Origin of the sequence: Burkholderia diffusa (genome assembly GCF_902499115.1) — a bacterium.
Classification (GTDB): domain Bacteria; phylum Pseudomonadota; class Gammaproteobacteria; order Burkholderiales; family Burkholderiaceae; genus Burkholderia; species Burkholderia diffusa.
Window position 1 is genome coordinate 206,804 of record NZ_CABVPN010000002.1, and the last position, 14,977, is coordinate 221,780.

The window sequence follows — 14,977 nt, forward strand, 5'->3', positions numbered from 1 at the left end:
CCCGTTATTGCGCGACCGGCGCGCCGGCGTCGGCCGCGGCCTGCATGCCGTTGCCCGGCCCGGTGCCCGCGTCCGCATGCACGGCCAGCGCCTTCGGCTTCACCTGCGCACCTGGATAGTAGATCCGCTGCACGCCGTCGACGACCACGCGATCGCCTGGCTGCAGCCCCTTCTCGACGATCCGCTCGCCGTCCAGCACACGGCCGATCGTCACGTCGCGACGCAGCGCCTTGTCGCCGGCGCCGATCACGTATACGTACTTGCGATCCTGGTCGGTGAGCACCGCCTTGTCGTCGACAAGCAGCGCGTCCTGGTCGCGGCCGCTGACGAGCTGTACCCGCGCATAGAGGCCCGGCGTGAACGTGTGGTCCGCGTTCGGCAGCCGCACGCGTGCACGGATCGTGCCGGTTTGCGGATCGAGCCGGTTGTCGAGGAAATCGACGGTGCCCGCGTGCGGGAAGCCCGTCTCGTTCGCGAGGCCCACGCGCACCGGGTCCGCGCCGATCGCCCGATTCTTCCGGTCGGCGCGCCGCGCGTTGTAGCGCAGGTAGCTCTGCTCGTCGCAGTCGAAATAGACGTAGACGGGGTCCTGCGACACGACCGTCGTCAGCAGCGTCTCGTCCGCGCGCGCGAGGTTGCCGGCGGTCGCGATCGCGCGGCCGACTCGCCCGCCGATCGGCGAACGCACTTCGGTGAAGCCGAGATTGAGCTTCGCGTCCGCGACGGCCGCGTCGGCCGCCCGCAGGTCGGCGCGCGCCTGCTCCGCGGTCGAGCGCGCGTTGTCGAGTTCTTCCTGGGAGGTTGCATGCGCATCGATCAGCGTCCGCACGCGCTTGAGCTGTACATCGGCGAGGCTCGCGGCCGCGCGCGCCCGCTGCTGCTGCGCGTTCGCACGGTCGAGCGCGATCCGGTACGGGCGTGGATCGATCTCGAACAGCACCGCGCCCTGCGCGACGAGGTCGCCCTCCTTGTACGCGATGCGCTGCAGGTAGCCGCTCACGCGCGGTCGCAACTCGACCGCGTCGACCGCTTCGACGCGTCCGTTGAATTCGTCCGCGAGGCGGACCGTGCGCGGCGCGACGGTCGTCACACCGACTTCGGGCAGAGGATGGACCGACGATTCGCCTTTGCCGTCATGACAGCCCGACAACGTCAGCAGCAATGCGCAGGCGGCGCTCAAAGGCGACGTCCTGCCTAAGGATAAGAAGAGCATGATGCCTCGCGACGGGTTAAACTGCCGCGTAGCATAAAAGTTGAAGTTAACTTCAAGTCAAGCTTTCCCGGAGGGCGTCATGGGTATCAACGAAACCACGCAATGGCCGCTGATGTCGATCCGCGAAGTAGCCGCGCGCAGCGGCGTGCCGGCATCGACGCTGCGCTTCTACGAGAAGCGCGGGCTTATCAAGTCGCACCGCAACGGCTCGAGCCATCGTCACTATTCGCGTGCGGTGCTGCGGCTGATCGCGTTCATCGTGTTCGCGCAGAAGATCGGCTATTCGCTCGACGAGATCGCCGAGCAACTCGTGAGCCTGCCGGAAGACACCGCGCCGACGAACAAGGACTGGCAGCGGCTGTCGCGCGGCTGGAAGCAGCGCGTCGCGAACCGGATCGAGGAGTTGCAGCGGCTCTACATCAACCTCGACGAATGCATCGGCTGCGGCTGCCTGTCGCTGAAGCGCTGCAAGCTGACAAACCCGGAAGACCGCGCGGGCCGCAACGGGCCTGGCGCGCGGCGCTGGCTCGGCGATGCGCCGCCGGATCTCGACTGATGCGCGCGGCCGGCACCACATTGCCCCCTCACCTCAACCGACGCGCCAACTACCGTTCACCGCGATCGTCGCGCCGGTGACGAACGACGCACGCGGCCCGGCGAGCCACGCGGCGGCGTCCGCGATGTTGTCCGGATGGCCAGCGCGGCCGGCCGGCGTCTGCTCGCGGATGGTCGCCGCGATGGCCGGCGCGACGCCACCGTCGCCGAAGAAGCGCGTCTCGGCGATGTAACCGGGCGCAACCGTATTGACCGTTGCACCGCGCGGCCCGAGTTCGCGCGCGAGCGTGACGGTGAACCCTTCGCCGCCGCGTACTCGTGACGGCGTGCGCGCAGGCGGGCTTCGCGCTGCGCGTGGTCCAGCAGCCGCGCCAGATGCAGACGACGGCCGGGGCTGGTCGCGGTCGGCATCGGCGTCGCGCTGATGCCGCGCCTGTTCGTGCCGATGCAGCCGCCAAATATTACGTTATGCGAACTGACTGGCACGTGCAGCCCGCTCGCGTACGAGCTGGCGATCGCGTACCGCACGCCGCCGCTCGTCGATGCGCTGCGCGAAAGCGCGCGCAACGCGGTGCACAAACTGGGGCTGATTGCGGCGACGTGACCGCGCGCATCGCGCGCGCGGCGCTCAATCGCCGAGGATGTTGAGCGCGACCGCGAGCACGGCCTGCCTGAATTCGTGCTGCCGCGTGGGCAGCGACGTGAACTCCCGCATCATGTGGCTGTACGACACGGTCATGCCGATCGCGCTCGCGATCATGAAGAACAGCACGTTCGGGTCCGCCGCCCGAATCTCGCCGGCCTCCACCGCTTCCGCTAGCAGCGGGAACATCACCTCGTGATACGGGCGCACGAGCCGCTCCTGCAGCCGGTCGAGCCGCGCGCCCTCCTCGGTCGCCGCCGTCGAGAAGAACATGCCCATGTCGGGCTCGTCGAATTCGTGATCGACGCACAGCTCGAGCGCGCGCCGTACGCGCTCGCGATGCGGCAGCGACGACGTGCGCAATGCACGCAGCGCGTCGAACATCGGTTGGGCCAGCTCGACGATCTGCTCGACGACCGCCAGCCACAACGTTTCCTTCGTGCCGAAGTGATGGGCGATCAACGCCGCGTCGATGCCCAGCTCGCGCGCGACTTCGCGCACGCTCGTCGCGTCGTAGCCGCGCTTCGCAAACGTGCGGCGCGCGGCGCGCAGTATCACGTCCGGACCGACGGATGCGTCCGCCAGCGGCCGCCCGCGCGTACGCCGCTTCGACGGCGCGCGCTCAGTGACTTCAGCCACGTTTTCCTGCTCCCCTTGAATGGTTCGAATGCCCGTGTTCAGGCCCGGTTTCATTTCCCCGGCATTGGACGGCCGCCCCGCTCCGTTGACACGCGAAGCCGGGAAGCGCTAGGATCATACCTTATTCATCACGTGATGATTTATCCATGACAACCCCTACACGCATCGTCATCGTCGGCGGCGGAATCGCCGGGCTGCAGCTCGCGACCCGTCTGGGCGAGCGCCTCGGCCGGTCCGGGCGGGCGCAGGTCACGGTTGTCGACCGCAGTCCGACGCACATCTGGAAGCCGATGCTGCACACGATCGCGGCCGGTACGCGCGACGTCCAGCAGCAGCAGGTGATCTTCCTCGCCCATGCACGCGACCACGGCTACACGTACCAGCCCGGCGAACTGAAGGGGCTCGATCGCGCACGCCGCCGTGTGCAGCTCGGCGAGATCCGCTCGCAGGACGGCGAACTCGTGCTCGAGGCACGCGAACTCGAATACGACGCGCTGATCCTCGCGCTCGGCAGCCAGGCCAACGATTTCGGCGTACCGGGCGTGCGCGAGCACTGCTACTTCATCGACAGTCAGCAGCAGGCCGAGACCTTCAACGAAGCGTTGCGGATGCGCGTCTTTCGCAGCATCGCGCGCGACGAGCCGTTCCGCGTCGCGATCGTCGGCGCGGGCGCAACCGGCGTGGAACTCGCGGCGGAGCTGAGCCGCCTGCTGGAAGTGGCGCAGGCGTATGGCGACGCGACGGTGCGCGAGCGGCTGCAGCTCACGCTGCTTGAAAGCGGCCCGCGCATCCTCGCCGCGTTTCCGCCGAGGATTTCCGCGTCGGCGCAGCGGCGGCTCGAACAGATCGGCTTTCACGTGCTGACGTCGACCCGCGTCACGTCGGCCGACGCGAACGGCTTCCACTACGGCGACGGTTCGTTCGCGGAAGCAGACCTGATGGTCTGGGCGGCCGGTGTGAAGGCGCCCGATTTCATGCAGGCGCTCGACGGGCTCGACACGAATCGCGCGAACCAGATCGTCGTCGGGCCGACGCTGCAGGCCACGGGCGACGAGCACGTGTTCGCGATCGGCGATTGCGCAAGCCTCTTGCCCGACGGCCATGAACGGCCGCTGCCGCCGACCGCGCAGGTCGCGACGCAGCAGGCCGAGCATCTCGCGAAGCACCTGCCCGCCTGGCTCGACGGCACGCCGATTCCACCGTTCGCGTTCCACGATTTCGGCGCGCTCGTGTCGATCAGCGACTACGACGCGTTCGGCACGCTCGGGCAGTTCGGGTTCTTTCGCGGCGGCTTCATCCAGGGGCGCTTCGCGCAGTTCAGCCACCTGATGCTCTACCGGCGGCACCAGCAGGCGCTGCACGGCTTCTCCAAGGCGACCCTGCTGTGGATCGCCGAACGGATCAACGGCTGCGCGCAGCCGCGCATCCGCCTGTCGTGATGCCGCGTATGGCGGTGTCGCGCAACGTTTCGAGGAAAACTGACATGAACAACCGTTTAGCGCCCTGGCTCGTGACCGTCGCCGCGATCGGCAGCTTCGACATGCCGTCCGTCTCGTGGGGCGTGCCGCGGCGGCGCAGCGTCACGCGCGACCGGCTGCCGTCGTGGGACGCGACGAGCAAGCCGACGATCAGCGTGCTCGAGCGGCCCACGGCCGATACCGTGATGATTTCGTGGCGCGACGCATGCACCGGGCACTACGGTTATCAGAAGTGGCGGCTGTTCACCACGCGCAAGCGCGGCGTGTGCGCGCTGTCGGGACAGCCGATCGAGATCGGCGACAGCGTCTATGCGCCGCAACTGCTCGGCTCGGCGCCGGGCAACGCCGCCGCGATGGTGCTGGCGGCGTGCATCGACGCGGCCCGCCCCGCCGAAGCGGCCTGAAGAACCGGGCATTCGACCCGGGATTGCGCTTCAGGCAGCGGTGACGCGATCCGCGTCGCGGACCGCCTCGTTCATCCGTGCTTCGGCTTCCGCATCCAGTCGTGCCGCATTCGCGTCGGCTTCCGCTTCCGACATCAGCTCGCCTTCCCACTTCGCGACCACGGCGCTCGCGATCGAGTTGCCCACCGCGTTCGTGGCGGAGCGGCCCATGTCGAGGAACGTGTCGACACCGAGGATCAGCAGCAGCCCGGCTTCCGGAATGTCGAACTGGTGCAACGTCGCCGCGATCACGACGAGCGACGCGCGCGGCACGCCCGCCATCCCCTTCGACGTCAGCATCAGTACGAGCAGCATCGTGATCTGCGTGCCGAGCGACAGGTGGATGTTGTACGCCTGTGCGATGAACAGCGACGCGAACGTGCAGTACATCATCGAACCGTCGAGGTTGAACGAATAACCCATCGGCATCACGAAGCTCGATATCTTGCGGCGCACGCCGAAACGGTCGAGCGCGTCGAGGATCTTCGGATACGCGGCCTCGGAGCTGGCCGTCGCGAACGACAGCATGAACGCTTCCTTGATCAGCACCAGCAGCTTGAATACGCGACGGCCGAGGAACAGCAGGCCAGCGATCACGAGTGTGCTCCACAGCAGGAACAGGCTCACGTAGAAGTCGCCCATGAACACCGCGAACTTCAGCAGGATCGACAGCCCGTTGATCGCGACGGTCGACGCCATCGCCGCCAGCACCGCGAGCGGCGCGAGCTTCATCACGTAGCCGGTGATCTTCAGCATCACGTGCGCGAGCTGGTCGATCGCGGCGACGAGGATCTTGCCGCGTTCGCCGAGCGCCGCGAGCGCAACGCCGAAGAACATCGAGAACACGACGATCTGCAGGATCTCGTTGTTCGCCATCGCCTCGGCGATCGACTTCGGCACCATGTGACTGACGAAATCCTTCAGCGTGAACTTCGACGTCGCGAGATGCGCGGACGCGCCAATGTCCGGCAGCGGCAGGCCGAGGTTCTCGCCGGGCCGCAGCAGGTTCGCCATCAGCAGGCCCAGCAGCAGCGAGATCAGCGACGCGGTGACGAACCAGCCGAACGCCTTCACGAACACGCGCCCGACCGACGATGCGTCGCCCATGTGCGCGATGCCGACGACGAGCGTCGAGAACACCAGCGGGCCGATCACCATCTTGATCAGCCGCAGGAACACGTCGGACACGAGCGAGATGTAGCCGGCGATCTCGGTCGCCGACTGCTTGTCCGGAAACTGCGTATAGATCATGTAGCCGATGAAGATGCCGGCCGCCATCGCGAGCAGGATCCAGCCTGCCGCAGACATTCGTTTGTTCATAACGGAGCTCGACGCACGGTACGGGAGTGGGAGAAAAAGGCGCGCGCCGGTGCCGTGCCACGATGCGCGCCGCGAGCCGGTCGGACCCGGCATGCCGGGCACCTGCCACGCTCGATACTATGGAAGTCCGCGAACGGACGCGCTGTTCGCCGTGCCGGCGTTCGCCCGATCGCGAACGCCGGTTGCAGCCCTTCAGCGCGGCGCGACCGCGATCAGGTCAGTACCCGATCGCCGAACCGGCCGGACGGCGCGGGTCGTTGACGCCGTAGATGTAGCCGACCCGCACGTTGCCGGACACCGACGAATCGTTGCCCGAACTCTGATGGCTCACCGCCTCCGTGCCGGGCAGGCCGACCAGGATCAGTTCCGCGGCGCCCCACGGCGTCTGCTCGACCATCTTGTAGCCCATGTTGCGCAGGATCGCGAGCGTGTCCGGCGAGAGGCCGCGGGTCTCGTAATAGACCTCGTCCGGCAGCCATTGATGATGGACGCGCGGCGCACCGACCGCATCCTGCGGCGTCATCCCGTAGTCGATCACGTTCAGCACGGTCTGCAGCGTGATCGTGATGATCCGCGAACCGCCCGGCGAGCCGACCACCATGAACACCTTGCCGTCCTTCTTCACGATCGTCGGCGCCATCGACGACAGCGGGCGCTTGCCCGGCGCGATCGAGTTGCGCGTGCCCTGCACGAGGCCGAACAGGTTCTGCGCGCCGACCTTCACGGTGAAGTCGTCCATCTCGTCGTTCAGGAAGAAGCCCGTGCCCGGTGCGATCACCACGGCGCCGAAGCGGCCGTTGACCGTGTAGGTCGTCGACACCGCGTTGCCGTCTCGGTCGATGATCGAATAATGCGTCGTCTCCGGCTTCTCGTGCACGCCGACGCCCGGCTGCACGTCGACCGAAGCCGTCGCCATGTCGCCGCTGATCTGCTTGCGGATCTCGGCCGCATATTGCTTGCTCGTCAGCTTCGCGACCGGATTGTCGATGAAGTTCGGGTCGCCGAGCAGCGTGTTGCGGTCTTCGTACGCATGACGCATCGCCTCGGTCATGAAATGGACCACCGACGCAGACTGGTAACCCAGCTTCCGCAGGTCATAGCCTTCGAGCACGTTCAGCGTCTCGCACATCGTCACGCCGCCCGAGCTCGGCGGCGGCGCCGACACGAACTCGTAGCCGCGATACGTGCAGGTCAGCGGCGTGACGTCCTGCGCGCGATACGACGCGAAATCGGCTGCCGTGATCACGCCGCCGCCGCGCTTCGACGCCGCTTCGACGATCTTCGGGATCTCGCCGTGATAGAACGCTTCGGGGCCCTGCTCCGCGATACGCTCGAGCGTGCGAGCCAGGTCCTTCTGCACCAGGCGGTCGCCCGGCTGCAGCGGCGAGCCGTCCGGACGCAGGAAGATGCGCGCGGCTTCCGGATCCTTCCTGAAGCGCTCGATCGTCGTGTCGAGGATGTCCGTATCGCCGCGCGTCAGTACGAAGCCGTCGCGCGCGAGCCGGATCGCCGGCTCCATCACCTGCCTGCGCGTCAGCTTGCCGTACTTGCGCTGCGCGAGGTCGAGGCCCGCGACCGTGCCCGGCACGCCGACCGCGCGATAGCCGTACAGGCTGTCGCCCGGAATCACGTCGCCCTTCGCATCGAGATACATGTTCGCCGATGCCGCGGCCGGCGCCGTCTCGCGGAAGTTGATGAAGCGGTCGCGGCCGTCGGCCAGATGCAGCGTCATGAAGCCGCCGCCGCCGATGTTGCCGCAGCACGGATTGGTCACCGCTTGCGCGTAGCCGACTGCCACTGCGGCGTCCACCGCGTTGCCGCCCGCCTTCAGGATGTCGACGCCGATCTGCGACGCGAAGTGCTGCGACGACACGACCATGCCGTTCTTCGCTTCCACCGCGGGTTCCGACGCGGCGAGCGCGCATGCGCTCATCGCCGACAACAGGGTGAGTACTACGAGCCGCCTCATGACGGGATCCTCCAGACGAGTAACCGGGCCATGCCCGGATGCGTGACTGGCCCGGAGGCTGGTCGGCGCTGTTGATCCGGCATGTAACAAACGATACATTCCGGTGAGGCCGCGATCATAGCATCGGCATTTCTCTGTCAAAACCTAGGGTTATCACTGAATTTTTCGCGAAATACGACGCTTATACGGGTCACCGAATGTTCGTTTCATTACATATATGAATGATCGACGCGCGGTGCGATGCGTCCCCCTAACCTTCGATCGCATGCGTGTCGCGCGGTGTCGATGGGCTAACATGCGTGGAGTTGCCGGCAGACGCACGTCTGCCGTTTGTCATTCAGCCAAGAGAAGGTCGGGGTGCCCGATGGGGACAAGCATCAGGGCGTTGCTGCTATCGCAGATGGATAGCTTCACGCCGTCGGAACAGAAGGTCGCGCATGCACTGCTGGATCGCTATCCGAGCCTCGGGCTCGGGCCGATCGCGAGCTTCGCGAAGCAAGCCGAAGTGAGCGACCCGACCGTGTTTCGCTTCGTCGTGCGGATCGGCTTTCCGAACTACTCGTCGTTCCAGCAGGCGCTGTACGACGAGATCGACACCGCGATGAATTCGCCGCTCGCGCGAATGGATGCGTTCCACTCGGAATCCGGAATGCGCGACAGCCATGCGGCGATCTTTCAGCGGCTCTCGCAAGCGCTCGCCACGACGATCGACGGGCTCGACGCGGCGGCATTCGACGACGCGGTGGCGTTGCTGGCCGATCCCGATATCCGCGTTTTGTGCGGCGGCGGCCGCTATACGGCGCCGCTCGCGTCGCTGTTTTCGTTCACGCTCGCCTATGCGCGCCCGCACGTGCAGTACGTCGAGCCGAACGTGAATCTCGCATCGGTGTCGCTGGCCGATATGGGACCGGGCGACGTGCTCGTCATTTTCGATTTTCGTCGCTATCAGAAGGACAGCCTCCGGTTTGCGCAGGCCGCACACCAGCTCGGCGTGCGCGTGCTGCTGATCACCGACGAATGGCGCTCGCCGATCAGCGCGTTCGCCGAGATCGTGCTGCGGATCCAGGGGCGGCCGTTCGCGATGCTGCAGACGAACGTGCCCGCGCTCGCGCTCGCCGAAGCGCTCGTGATCGGCGTGACGAACCGGCTTCCTGAACTCGCGCGGCAGCGTATGGAGAAGATCGAAGGGTTGAGTACGGGTGGGGTCGAACAGGAGGCGAATCAGTGGGATTTGCCGGAGTGATGGTTGGGGCCGTGTTCGGACGTTGCGAGCTTTGCCGACACGCCTGCGCCCGGCGCCGCCACCCGCCCTCCCCATCCTGCTTCCGGTTTGCCTCGTCCGTGATCGTAACGTTGCACGCACTGATGACGCGCTTCGCGGTCGCGCTGCTGATATCGCTCTCGCTCACGTAGAGCGGCTGGCCGCCACCGGTATTCTTCCCGCTCGTTGAGCCATGCGTTGCATAGTTGTTCCCGCCATCGCCTACACCGCCGCCCGCACCAACAGGTCGTTGAATTGCTGTCGGGCCGGACGTATTTTCCCTTTGGCCGTTCGGCAGCGAATACGCGGACGGACGCGCCTGAGCGACTCACTCAGGCGCATCGTACGAAGCAGCCGTTGCTGGCCTCGATGTCTGGCGCTCGGTCAAATCAAAGCCAGGGCTGCCTTACCCATCGACGGATCTCAGCTCTCCACATCCTCGAGACTGAACACCTCGGTCTTGTCGTTGTACGAGAAGACTTCGCCGTAACGGCCCCAGTCGATCACCGCGTCGAGCGTTTCCTCCGCCGCGTCATCCGACAGGAAATCCTCCAGCTCCTGCTCGAAACGCACGCGCGGCGCGCGATGGCCGGGGCGCTCGTTCAACACCTTCCTGATCCGCGCGGCGAGCGGTACGTGCTTCAGCAGATGATCCGCGAACATCAGCTTGCGCTCCTGCGTGCCGAATTCCGCGAACACGCGCGCTGGCGGCGTCAGGAACACGTCGCCTTCGCGCACGTCCGCAAAACCGAGGTACTGCAGCACTTCAGCGATCGGAAACAGTTCGTCCACTTCCAGATGCAGCGTGCGCGCGATTTCGGGCATGTCGGCGCGACCGTGATACGGCGCCATCGCGAGCGTCTCGATCAGGCCGGCCATCAGGTTGGTGGACACGCGCGGCATCCAGCTGCCGAGCTCGAGCCCCTTCTTCGTCGCCTCGCCGGTCTGGCGCGCGGTCATCTTCGCGTAGATGTCGTCGACGAGCTTGCGGAAATCGGGATCCAGCCGGTTGCGCGGATGCTTGAACGGCACCTTGATCTCGGCGATCACGCGACCCGGGTTCGACGACAGCACGAGGATCCGGTCGCACATGAACACCGCTTCCTCGATGTTGTGCGTGACGATCAGCACCGACTTGATCGGCATCCGGCCTTGCGTCCACAGGTCGAGCAGGTCGGTACGCAGCGTTTCGGCCGTCAGCACGTCGAGTGCCGAGAACGGCTCGTCCATCAGCAGGATCGTCGGATCGACGACGAGCGCGCGCGCGAAGCCCACGCGCTGACGCATGCCGCCCGACAGCTCACGCGGGTAGGCGTTCTCGAAGCCGTCGAGACCGATCAGGTCGATCGCGGCGAGCGCGCGTTCGCGCCGCTCGCGTGCGCCGACGCCGAGCGCTTCCAGCCCGGCTTCCACGTTCTGCAGCACGGTGAGCCACGGGAACAGCGCGAAGGTCTGGAACACCATTGCGACGCCTTCGGCCGGGCCGGTCAGCGGCTTGCCGAGGTAGGTCACTTCACCGCCGGTCGGCTCGATCAGCCCCGCGATGATCCGCAGCAGCGTGGACTTGCCCGAGCCCGAACGACCGAGCAGCCCGACGATCTCGCCTTCGCGCAGCGACAGGTTCGCGTCGTCGAGCACGAGCAGTTCGCCCTGCGTCTTGTTGAAGCCACGGCAGACGTGATCCACGCGCAGGATTTCCTCACCGAGGCGCGGCGGCTGAAGCGGCTGGGACGTCTGGGCGGGGGCGTTGATTACGGTCGAATTTTGCATCGCGCTTACTCTCAATCGAGACGGAGCCGGGATTCCGCATAGGCGTACATCGGACGCCACAGCAGGCGGTTGAACAGGGTAACGAACAGGGACATCACCGCGATGCCCAGGATGATCTTCGGGAAGTCGCCTGCGGCGGTCGTCTGTGCGATATACGAGCCGAGGCCGTGCGCGACGACCTTCGTGTCGCCCCACTGCACGAACTCGGACACGATGCTCGCGTTCCACGCGCCGCCCGATGCGGTGATCGCGCCGGTCACGTAATACGGAAAGATGCCGGGCAGGATCGCCTGGCGCCACCACTGCCAGCCGCGGATGCGGAAATTCTTCGTCGCTTCCTTGTAGTCGTTCGGATAGGACATCGCGCCGGCGATCACGTTGAACAGGATGTACCACTGCGTGCCGAGCACGATCAGCGGCGACAGCCAGATGTCCGCGTTCAGATGGAAGTGGACGATCACGATCACGAACACCGGAAACAGCAGGTTCGCCGGGAACGCCGCAAGGAATTGCGCGAGCGGCTGGATCTTCTCGGCCAGCGCGGGGCGCAGCCCGATCAGCACGCCGAGCGGCACCCAGATCACGGACGCGATCGCGATCAGCACGATCACGCGCAGCAGCGTGATCAGCCCGAGCATCAGCACGTGGCCGACCTCGCTCATCGTCACGCCGGTCGCGACGAAGCTGACGACGCGCCACGCGACGTACGCGGTCAGCACGATCACGAATGCGCCCCACACGATGTCGCCGATGCGCGACGGGCGATGGCTCGCTGCGCCACGCGCGCCGATACCGCCGAACGACGGCACGCGCAGCGGAATCCGCGCGGCCTGCGACAGCAGCCAGCCGGCCGGCACGAGCAACTGATGAATCAGGTGCGTGCGGCGCATCATGTCGAGCAGCCAGGATTGCGGCGCGTCGCCCGACGCGGTGTTCTCCATCCGGAACTTGTCGGCCCATGCGACGAGCGGGCGGAACAGGAACTGGTCATAGGCCAGGATCACGACCGACATCGCAACGATTACCCAGCCGACCGCGCCGATGTTCTTGTCCGAGATGGCTTGCGCGAGATACGCGCCGATCCCGGGCAGCGTGATGGTCTGGTTGCCGACGGTGATCGCCTCCGACGCGACGACGAAGAACCAGCCACCCGACATCGACATCATCATGTTCCAGATCAGCCCCGGCATCGAGAACGGCACCTCGAGCTTCCAGAAGCGCTGCCACGACGTCAGGTGGAAGCCGCGCGACACTTCGCTCAGGTCGCGCGGCACCGTGCGCAGCGACTGATAGAAGCTGAACGTCATGTTCCACGCCTGGCTCGTGAAGATCGCGAAGATCGCCGCGAGCTCGGCCCCGAGCACGCGGCCCGGGAACAGCGCGAGGAAGAACGTGACCGTAAACGAGATATAGCCGAGCACCGGCACCGACTGCAGGATGTCGAGGATCGGGATCAGCACCATGCCGGCGCGGCGGCTTTTCGCGGCGAGCGTGCCGTAGACCAGCGTGAACGCGAGCGACGCGATCATCGCGGCGAGCATCCGCAGCGTGGTGCGCAACGCGTATTCGGGCAGGTTCGACGGATCGAGCGAGATCTTCTGCGTCTGCAGGGTCGCGATCGGCGCCATCGTCTCGTGAAAGCCGACGATCGCCATCGCGAGTATGCCGATCATCAGCGGAAACGCGACCGCATCCCAGCGGTTGGGAAGCACGCGCCACGCGGACGCGTTGGCGGTGCGATTCGGATTGAAGAAGCGGATATCCATCGGTAGCGTCTTGGTCGAATTGAAAATCGATGGGACCGGCCGCGTGCCGCGCGGCCGGGTATGGCATCGGCCGGCGCGGCTCAGAACAGCTTGTGGAGCGCCCAGTACAGTGCCGCCGACTGCGCGACGAAGAGCAGCACGATCGGCAGGACCGAACTTTCCTTGACCAGACCGGGATCCGCGCTCGGGTGAGCGCCGACGTGGACGATGCCGCAGGCAACGATCGGAAAGAACGACGCGAGACTGATGGTGCGCGTGCTCCGACCGCCCGCACCGCTGGTTTCCGTTGCCGCGGGATTCGGCATGAGGGGCTCCGGATAGATGATTCGGTGTCGCAGGCTATCGGGCGAACATGACGCAAACGTGACGTGTCACTTACAGGACATTGACGGGCCATCCATCAGCGCTCCGACAGCGATCCGCAAGCATCGAACGGCCGCGTCAGGCCTCGCAAAGAAGCGGGAATAAATCCGTCGCCGCATCGGTATGGAATGCGAAGGCGCCGGCTAACTCCAGGACGATCCGGCCGTCCGGTTCCGTCATACGAATGCGAGGCTTACATGTCTTCATCGACCCCCACCCGCCCGTCGCGCCGCAAGGCCCTGCAATGCATGGCGTTCGGCGGCCTCGGCACGCTGTTTACGCTGTCGGGCGGCATCCTGACACCGTTCGATCTCGCGCTCGCGCAAAGCGGCGCCGCACTCCCCGCGAATGCGGGCCGGCCGCTGTTCGTGCAGATCAGCGACACGCACATCGGCTTCAACAAGGACGCGAATCCCGACGTCGCGGCCACGCTGCGGCAGACGATCGATCTGGTGAACGGGATGCCTGCCGCGCCCGCGCTCGCGATCCATACCGGCGACATCACGCACCTGTCCAAGGCAGAAGAATTCGACCACGCGTCGCAACTGCTGTCCGCGCTGCGCGTGCCCGAGTTGCACACGGTGCCCGGCGAACACGACGTGACCGACGGCTCGGGCGCCGAATATTTCAGCCGGTTCGGCAAGGCTTCCGACAACCGTGGCTACTACAGCTTCGATCACGCGGGCGTGCACTTCGTCGCACTCGTCAACGTGATGCATTTCAAGCCCAACGGGCTCGGCAGCTTCGGCGACGAACAGCTCGCGTGGCTCGCGCAGGATCTGAAGGGGCAATCATCGAGCACGCCGATCGTCGTGTTCTCGCACATGCCAATGTGGACCATCTACGAGCCGTGGGGCTGGGGCACCGGCGACGCGCCGCAGACGATGGCGCTGCTGCGCCGCTTCGGCTCGGTCACCGTGTTGAACGGGCACATCCACCAGATCGTGTCGAAGGTCGAGGGCAACGTGACGTTCCACACCGCGCGCTCCACCGCGTTCCCGCAACCGACCGCCGGCAACGGCCCGGGCCCGGTGCCGCTCACGGTGCCGCGCGACCGGCTGCCCGCGATGCTCGGCGTGACGACCGTCGACTTCGCCGGCCATCCCGTCGCTGCGTCGCTGCACGACACGACGCTGGCCTGATACCGATACACAAGGAGACCGACATGACCTTCCTGAAGCCCTCGACGCTGGCGGCCGCGCTGATCCTGAGCGCGGCCGCCGTCGGCACGCCGCTCGCCGCGTTCGCGCAGACCCCGGCCGGCCCACTCGTGACGATCCACAATTTCATGTTTTCGCCGATGTCGACCACGATCAAGGCCGGCACGACGGTCACGTGGAAAAACCTCGACGCGGAGCCGCATACCGTCGTCAACGACGCGGGCATCTTCCACTCGAAAGCGCTCGACCAGGACGAGACCTACTCGTTCCGTTTCGACAAGCCGGGGGTCTACAAGGTGTTCTGCGGGATTCATCCGTACATGAAGGAGACCATCACCGTGGAATGACGCGGCGCGCCGCAGCGCCCCGCGAACATCCGACGCCACGGATGCGGCCC

General features: G+C 66.2%; 13 protein-coding genes and 2 pseudogenes. 7 read left to right on the forward strand and 8 right to left on the reverse strand.

Annotated elements, in window-relative coordinates; genetic code table 11:
* Positions 1 to 4: 4 nt before the first annotated feature.
* Positions 5 to 1,213, reverse strand: a complete 1,209-nt coding sequence (locus tag BTE28158_RS02845; RefSeq protein ID WP_151048503.1) for an efflux RND transporter periplasmic adaptor subunit — start codon at positions 1,211 to 1,213, stop codon at positions 5 to 7.
* A gap of 79 nt (positions 1,214 to 1,292) precedes the next feature.
* Here BTE28158_RS02845 and soxR point away from each other — a divergent pair, with 79 nt between their 5' ends.
* Entirely contained in the window at positions 1,293 to 1,769 is a 477-nt protein-coding gene (gene soxR, locus BTE28158_RS02850; protein WP_151048502.1) for a redox-sensitive transcriptional activator SoxR, read from the forward strand.
* A gap of 33 nt (positions 1,770 to 1,802) precedes the next feature.
* Here the strand turns inward: soxR and BTE28158_RS02855 are convergent.
* Positions 1,803 to 2,078, reverse strand: a pseudogene (locus BTE28158_RS02855) (SDR family oxidoreductase); the annotation flags it as partial.
* Between the two features lie 5 nt (positions 2,079 to 2,083).
* Here BTE28158_RS02855 and BTE28158_RS02860 point away from each other — a divergent pair.
* A pseudogene (locus tag BTE28158_RS02860) lies at positions 2,084 to 2,372 on the forward strand (LysR substrate-binding domain-containing protein); the annotation flags it as partial.
* Positions 2,373 to 2,396: 24 nt separating this feature from the next.
* Here BTE28158_RS02860 and BTE28158_RS02865 read toward each other — a convergent pair.
* The gene (locus BTE28158_RS02865; protein ID WP_059686124.1) at positions 2,397 to 3,050 is read right to left on the reverse strand and encodes a TetR/AcrR family transcriptional regulator; all 654 of its coding nucleotides are present in this window, start codon (positions 3,048 to 3,050) and stop codon (positions 2,397 to 2,399) included.
* Between the two features lie 146 nt (positions 3,051 to 3,196).
* On the opposite strand from BTE28158_RS02865, the gene BTE28158_RS02870 reads away from it, so the two are divergent.
* Positions 3,197 to 4,489, forward strand: coding sequence for an NAD(P)/FAD-dependent oxidoreductase (locus tag BTE28158_RS02870; protein ID WP_151048501.1), 1,293 nt, complete (start codon positions 3,197 to 3,199; stop codon positions 4,487 to 4,489).
* 44 nt (positions 4,490 to 4,533) lie between these two features.
* The gene (locus BTE28158_RS02875) at positions 4,534 to 4,932 is read left to right on the forward strand and encodes a DUF3331 domain-containing protein (RefSeq protein WP_059608497.1); all 399 of its coding nucleotides are present in this window, start codon (positions 4,534 to 4,536) and stop codon (positions 4,930 to 4,932) included.
* Between the two features lie 30 nt (positions 4,933 to 4,962).
* On the opposite strand, the gene BTE28158_RS02880 is transcribed toward BTE28158_RS02875, so the two are convergent.
* Together BTE28158_RS02880 and ggt are read right to left on the reverse strand one after the other, a co-directional pair.
* Positions 4,963 to 6,291, reverse strand: coding sequence for a dicarboxylate/amino acid:cation symporter (locus BTE28158_RS02880; RefSeq protein WP_124628929.1), 1,329 nt, complete (start codon positions 6,289 to 6,291; stop codon positions 4,963 to 4,965).
* A gap of 217 nt (positions 6,292 to 6,508) precedes the next feature.
* Positions 6,509 to 8,260, reverse strand: coding sequence for a gamma-glutamyltransferase (gene ggt, locus BTE28158_RS02885; protein ID WP_124628927.1), 1,752 nt, complete (start codon positions 8,258 to 8,260; stop codon positions 6,509 to 6,511).
* Positions 8,261 to 8,624: 364 nt separating this feature from the next.
* On the opposite strand from ggt, the gene BTE28158_RS02890 reads away from it, so the two are divergent.
* Positions 8,625 to 9,503 carry a MurR/RpiR family transcriptional regulator gene (locus tag BTE28158_RS02890; RefSeq protein WP_151048500.1) on the forward strand — a complete coding sequence of 293 codons (879 nt, stop codon included), beginning with the start codon at positions 8,625 to 8,627 and terminating at the stop codon, positions 9,501 to 9,503.
* A gap of 441 nt (positions 9,504 to 9,944) precedes the next feature.
* On the opposite strand, the gene BTE28158_RS02895 is transcribed toward BTE28158_RS02890, so the two are convergent.
* From BTE28158_RS02895 to BTE28158_RS02905, 3 genes are all read right to left on the reverse strand, one after another.
* Complete coding sequence (locus BTE28158_RS02895; RefSeq protein ID WP_151048499.1) at positions 9,945 to 11,291, reverse strand: ABC transporter ATP-binding protein; 1,347 nt, start codon at positions 11,289 to 11,291, stop codon at positions 9,945 to 9,947.
* Between the two features lie 11 nt (positions 11,292 to 11,302).
* Positions 11,303 to 13,057, reverse strand: coding sequence for an ABC transporter permease (locus BTE28158_RS02900; RefSeq protein ID WP_124628265.1), 1,755 nt, complete (start codon positions 13,055 to 13,057; stop codon positions 11,303 to 11,305).
* Positions 13,058 to 13,137: 80 nt separating this feature from the next.
* Positions 13,138 to 13,362 (reverse strand): phosphate transporter, encoded by a 225-nt coding sequence (locus BTE28158_RS02905; protein ID WP_226114563.1) that lies wholly within the window; start codon positions 13,360 to 13,362, stop codon positions 13,138 to 13,140.
* Between the two features lie 255 nt (positions 13,363 to 13,617).
* Between BTE28158_RS02905 and BTE28158_RS02910 the strand changes: the two genes are divergently transcribed.
* Both BTE28158_RS02910 and BTE28158_RS02915 read left to right on the forward strand, forming a co-directional pair.
* Complete coding sequence (locus tag BTE28158_RS02910) at positions 13,618 to 14,562, forward strand: metallophosphoesterase family protein (protein WP_059686111.1); 945 nt, start codon at positions 13,618 to 13,620, stop codon at positions 14,560 to 14,562.
* A 23-nt stretch (positions 14,563 to 14,585) separates the two neighbouring features.
* Complete coding sequence (locus tag BTE28158_RS02915; protein WP_124628263.1) at positions 14,586 to 14,927, forward strand: cupredoxin domain-containing protein; 342 nt, start codon at positions 14,586 to 14,588, stop codon at positions 14,925 to 14,927.
* Positions 14,928 to 14,977: the final 50 nt, after the last annotated feature.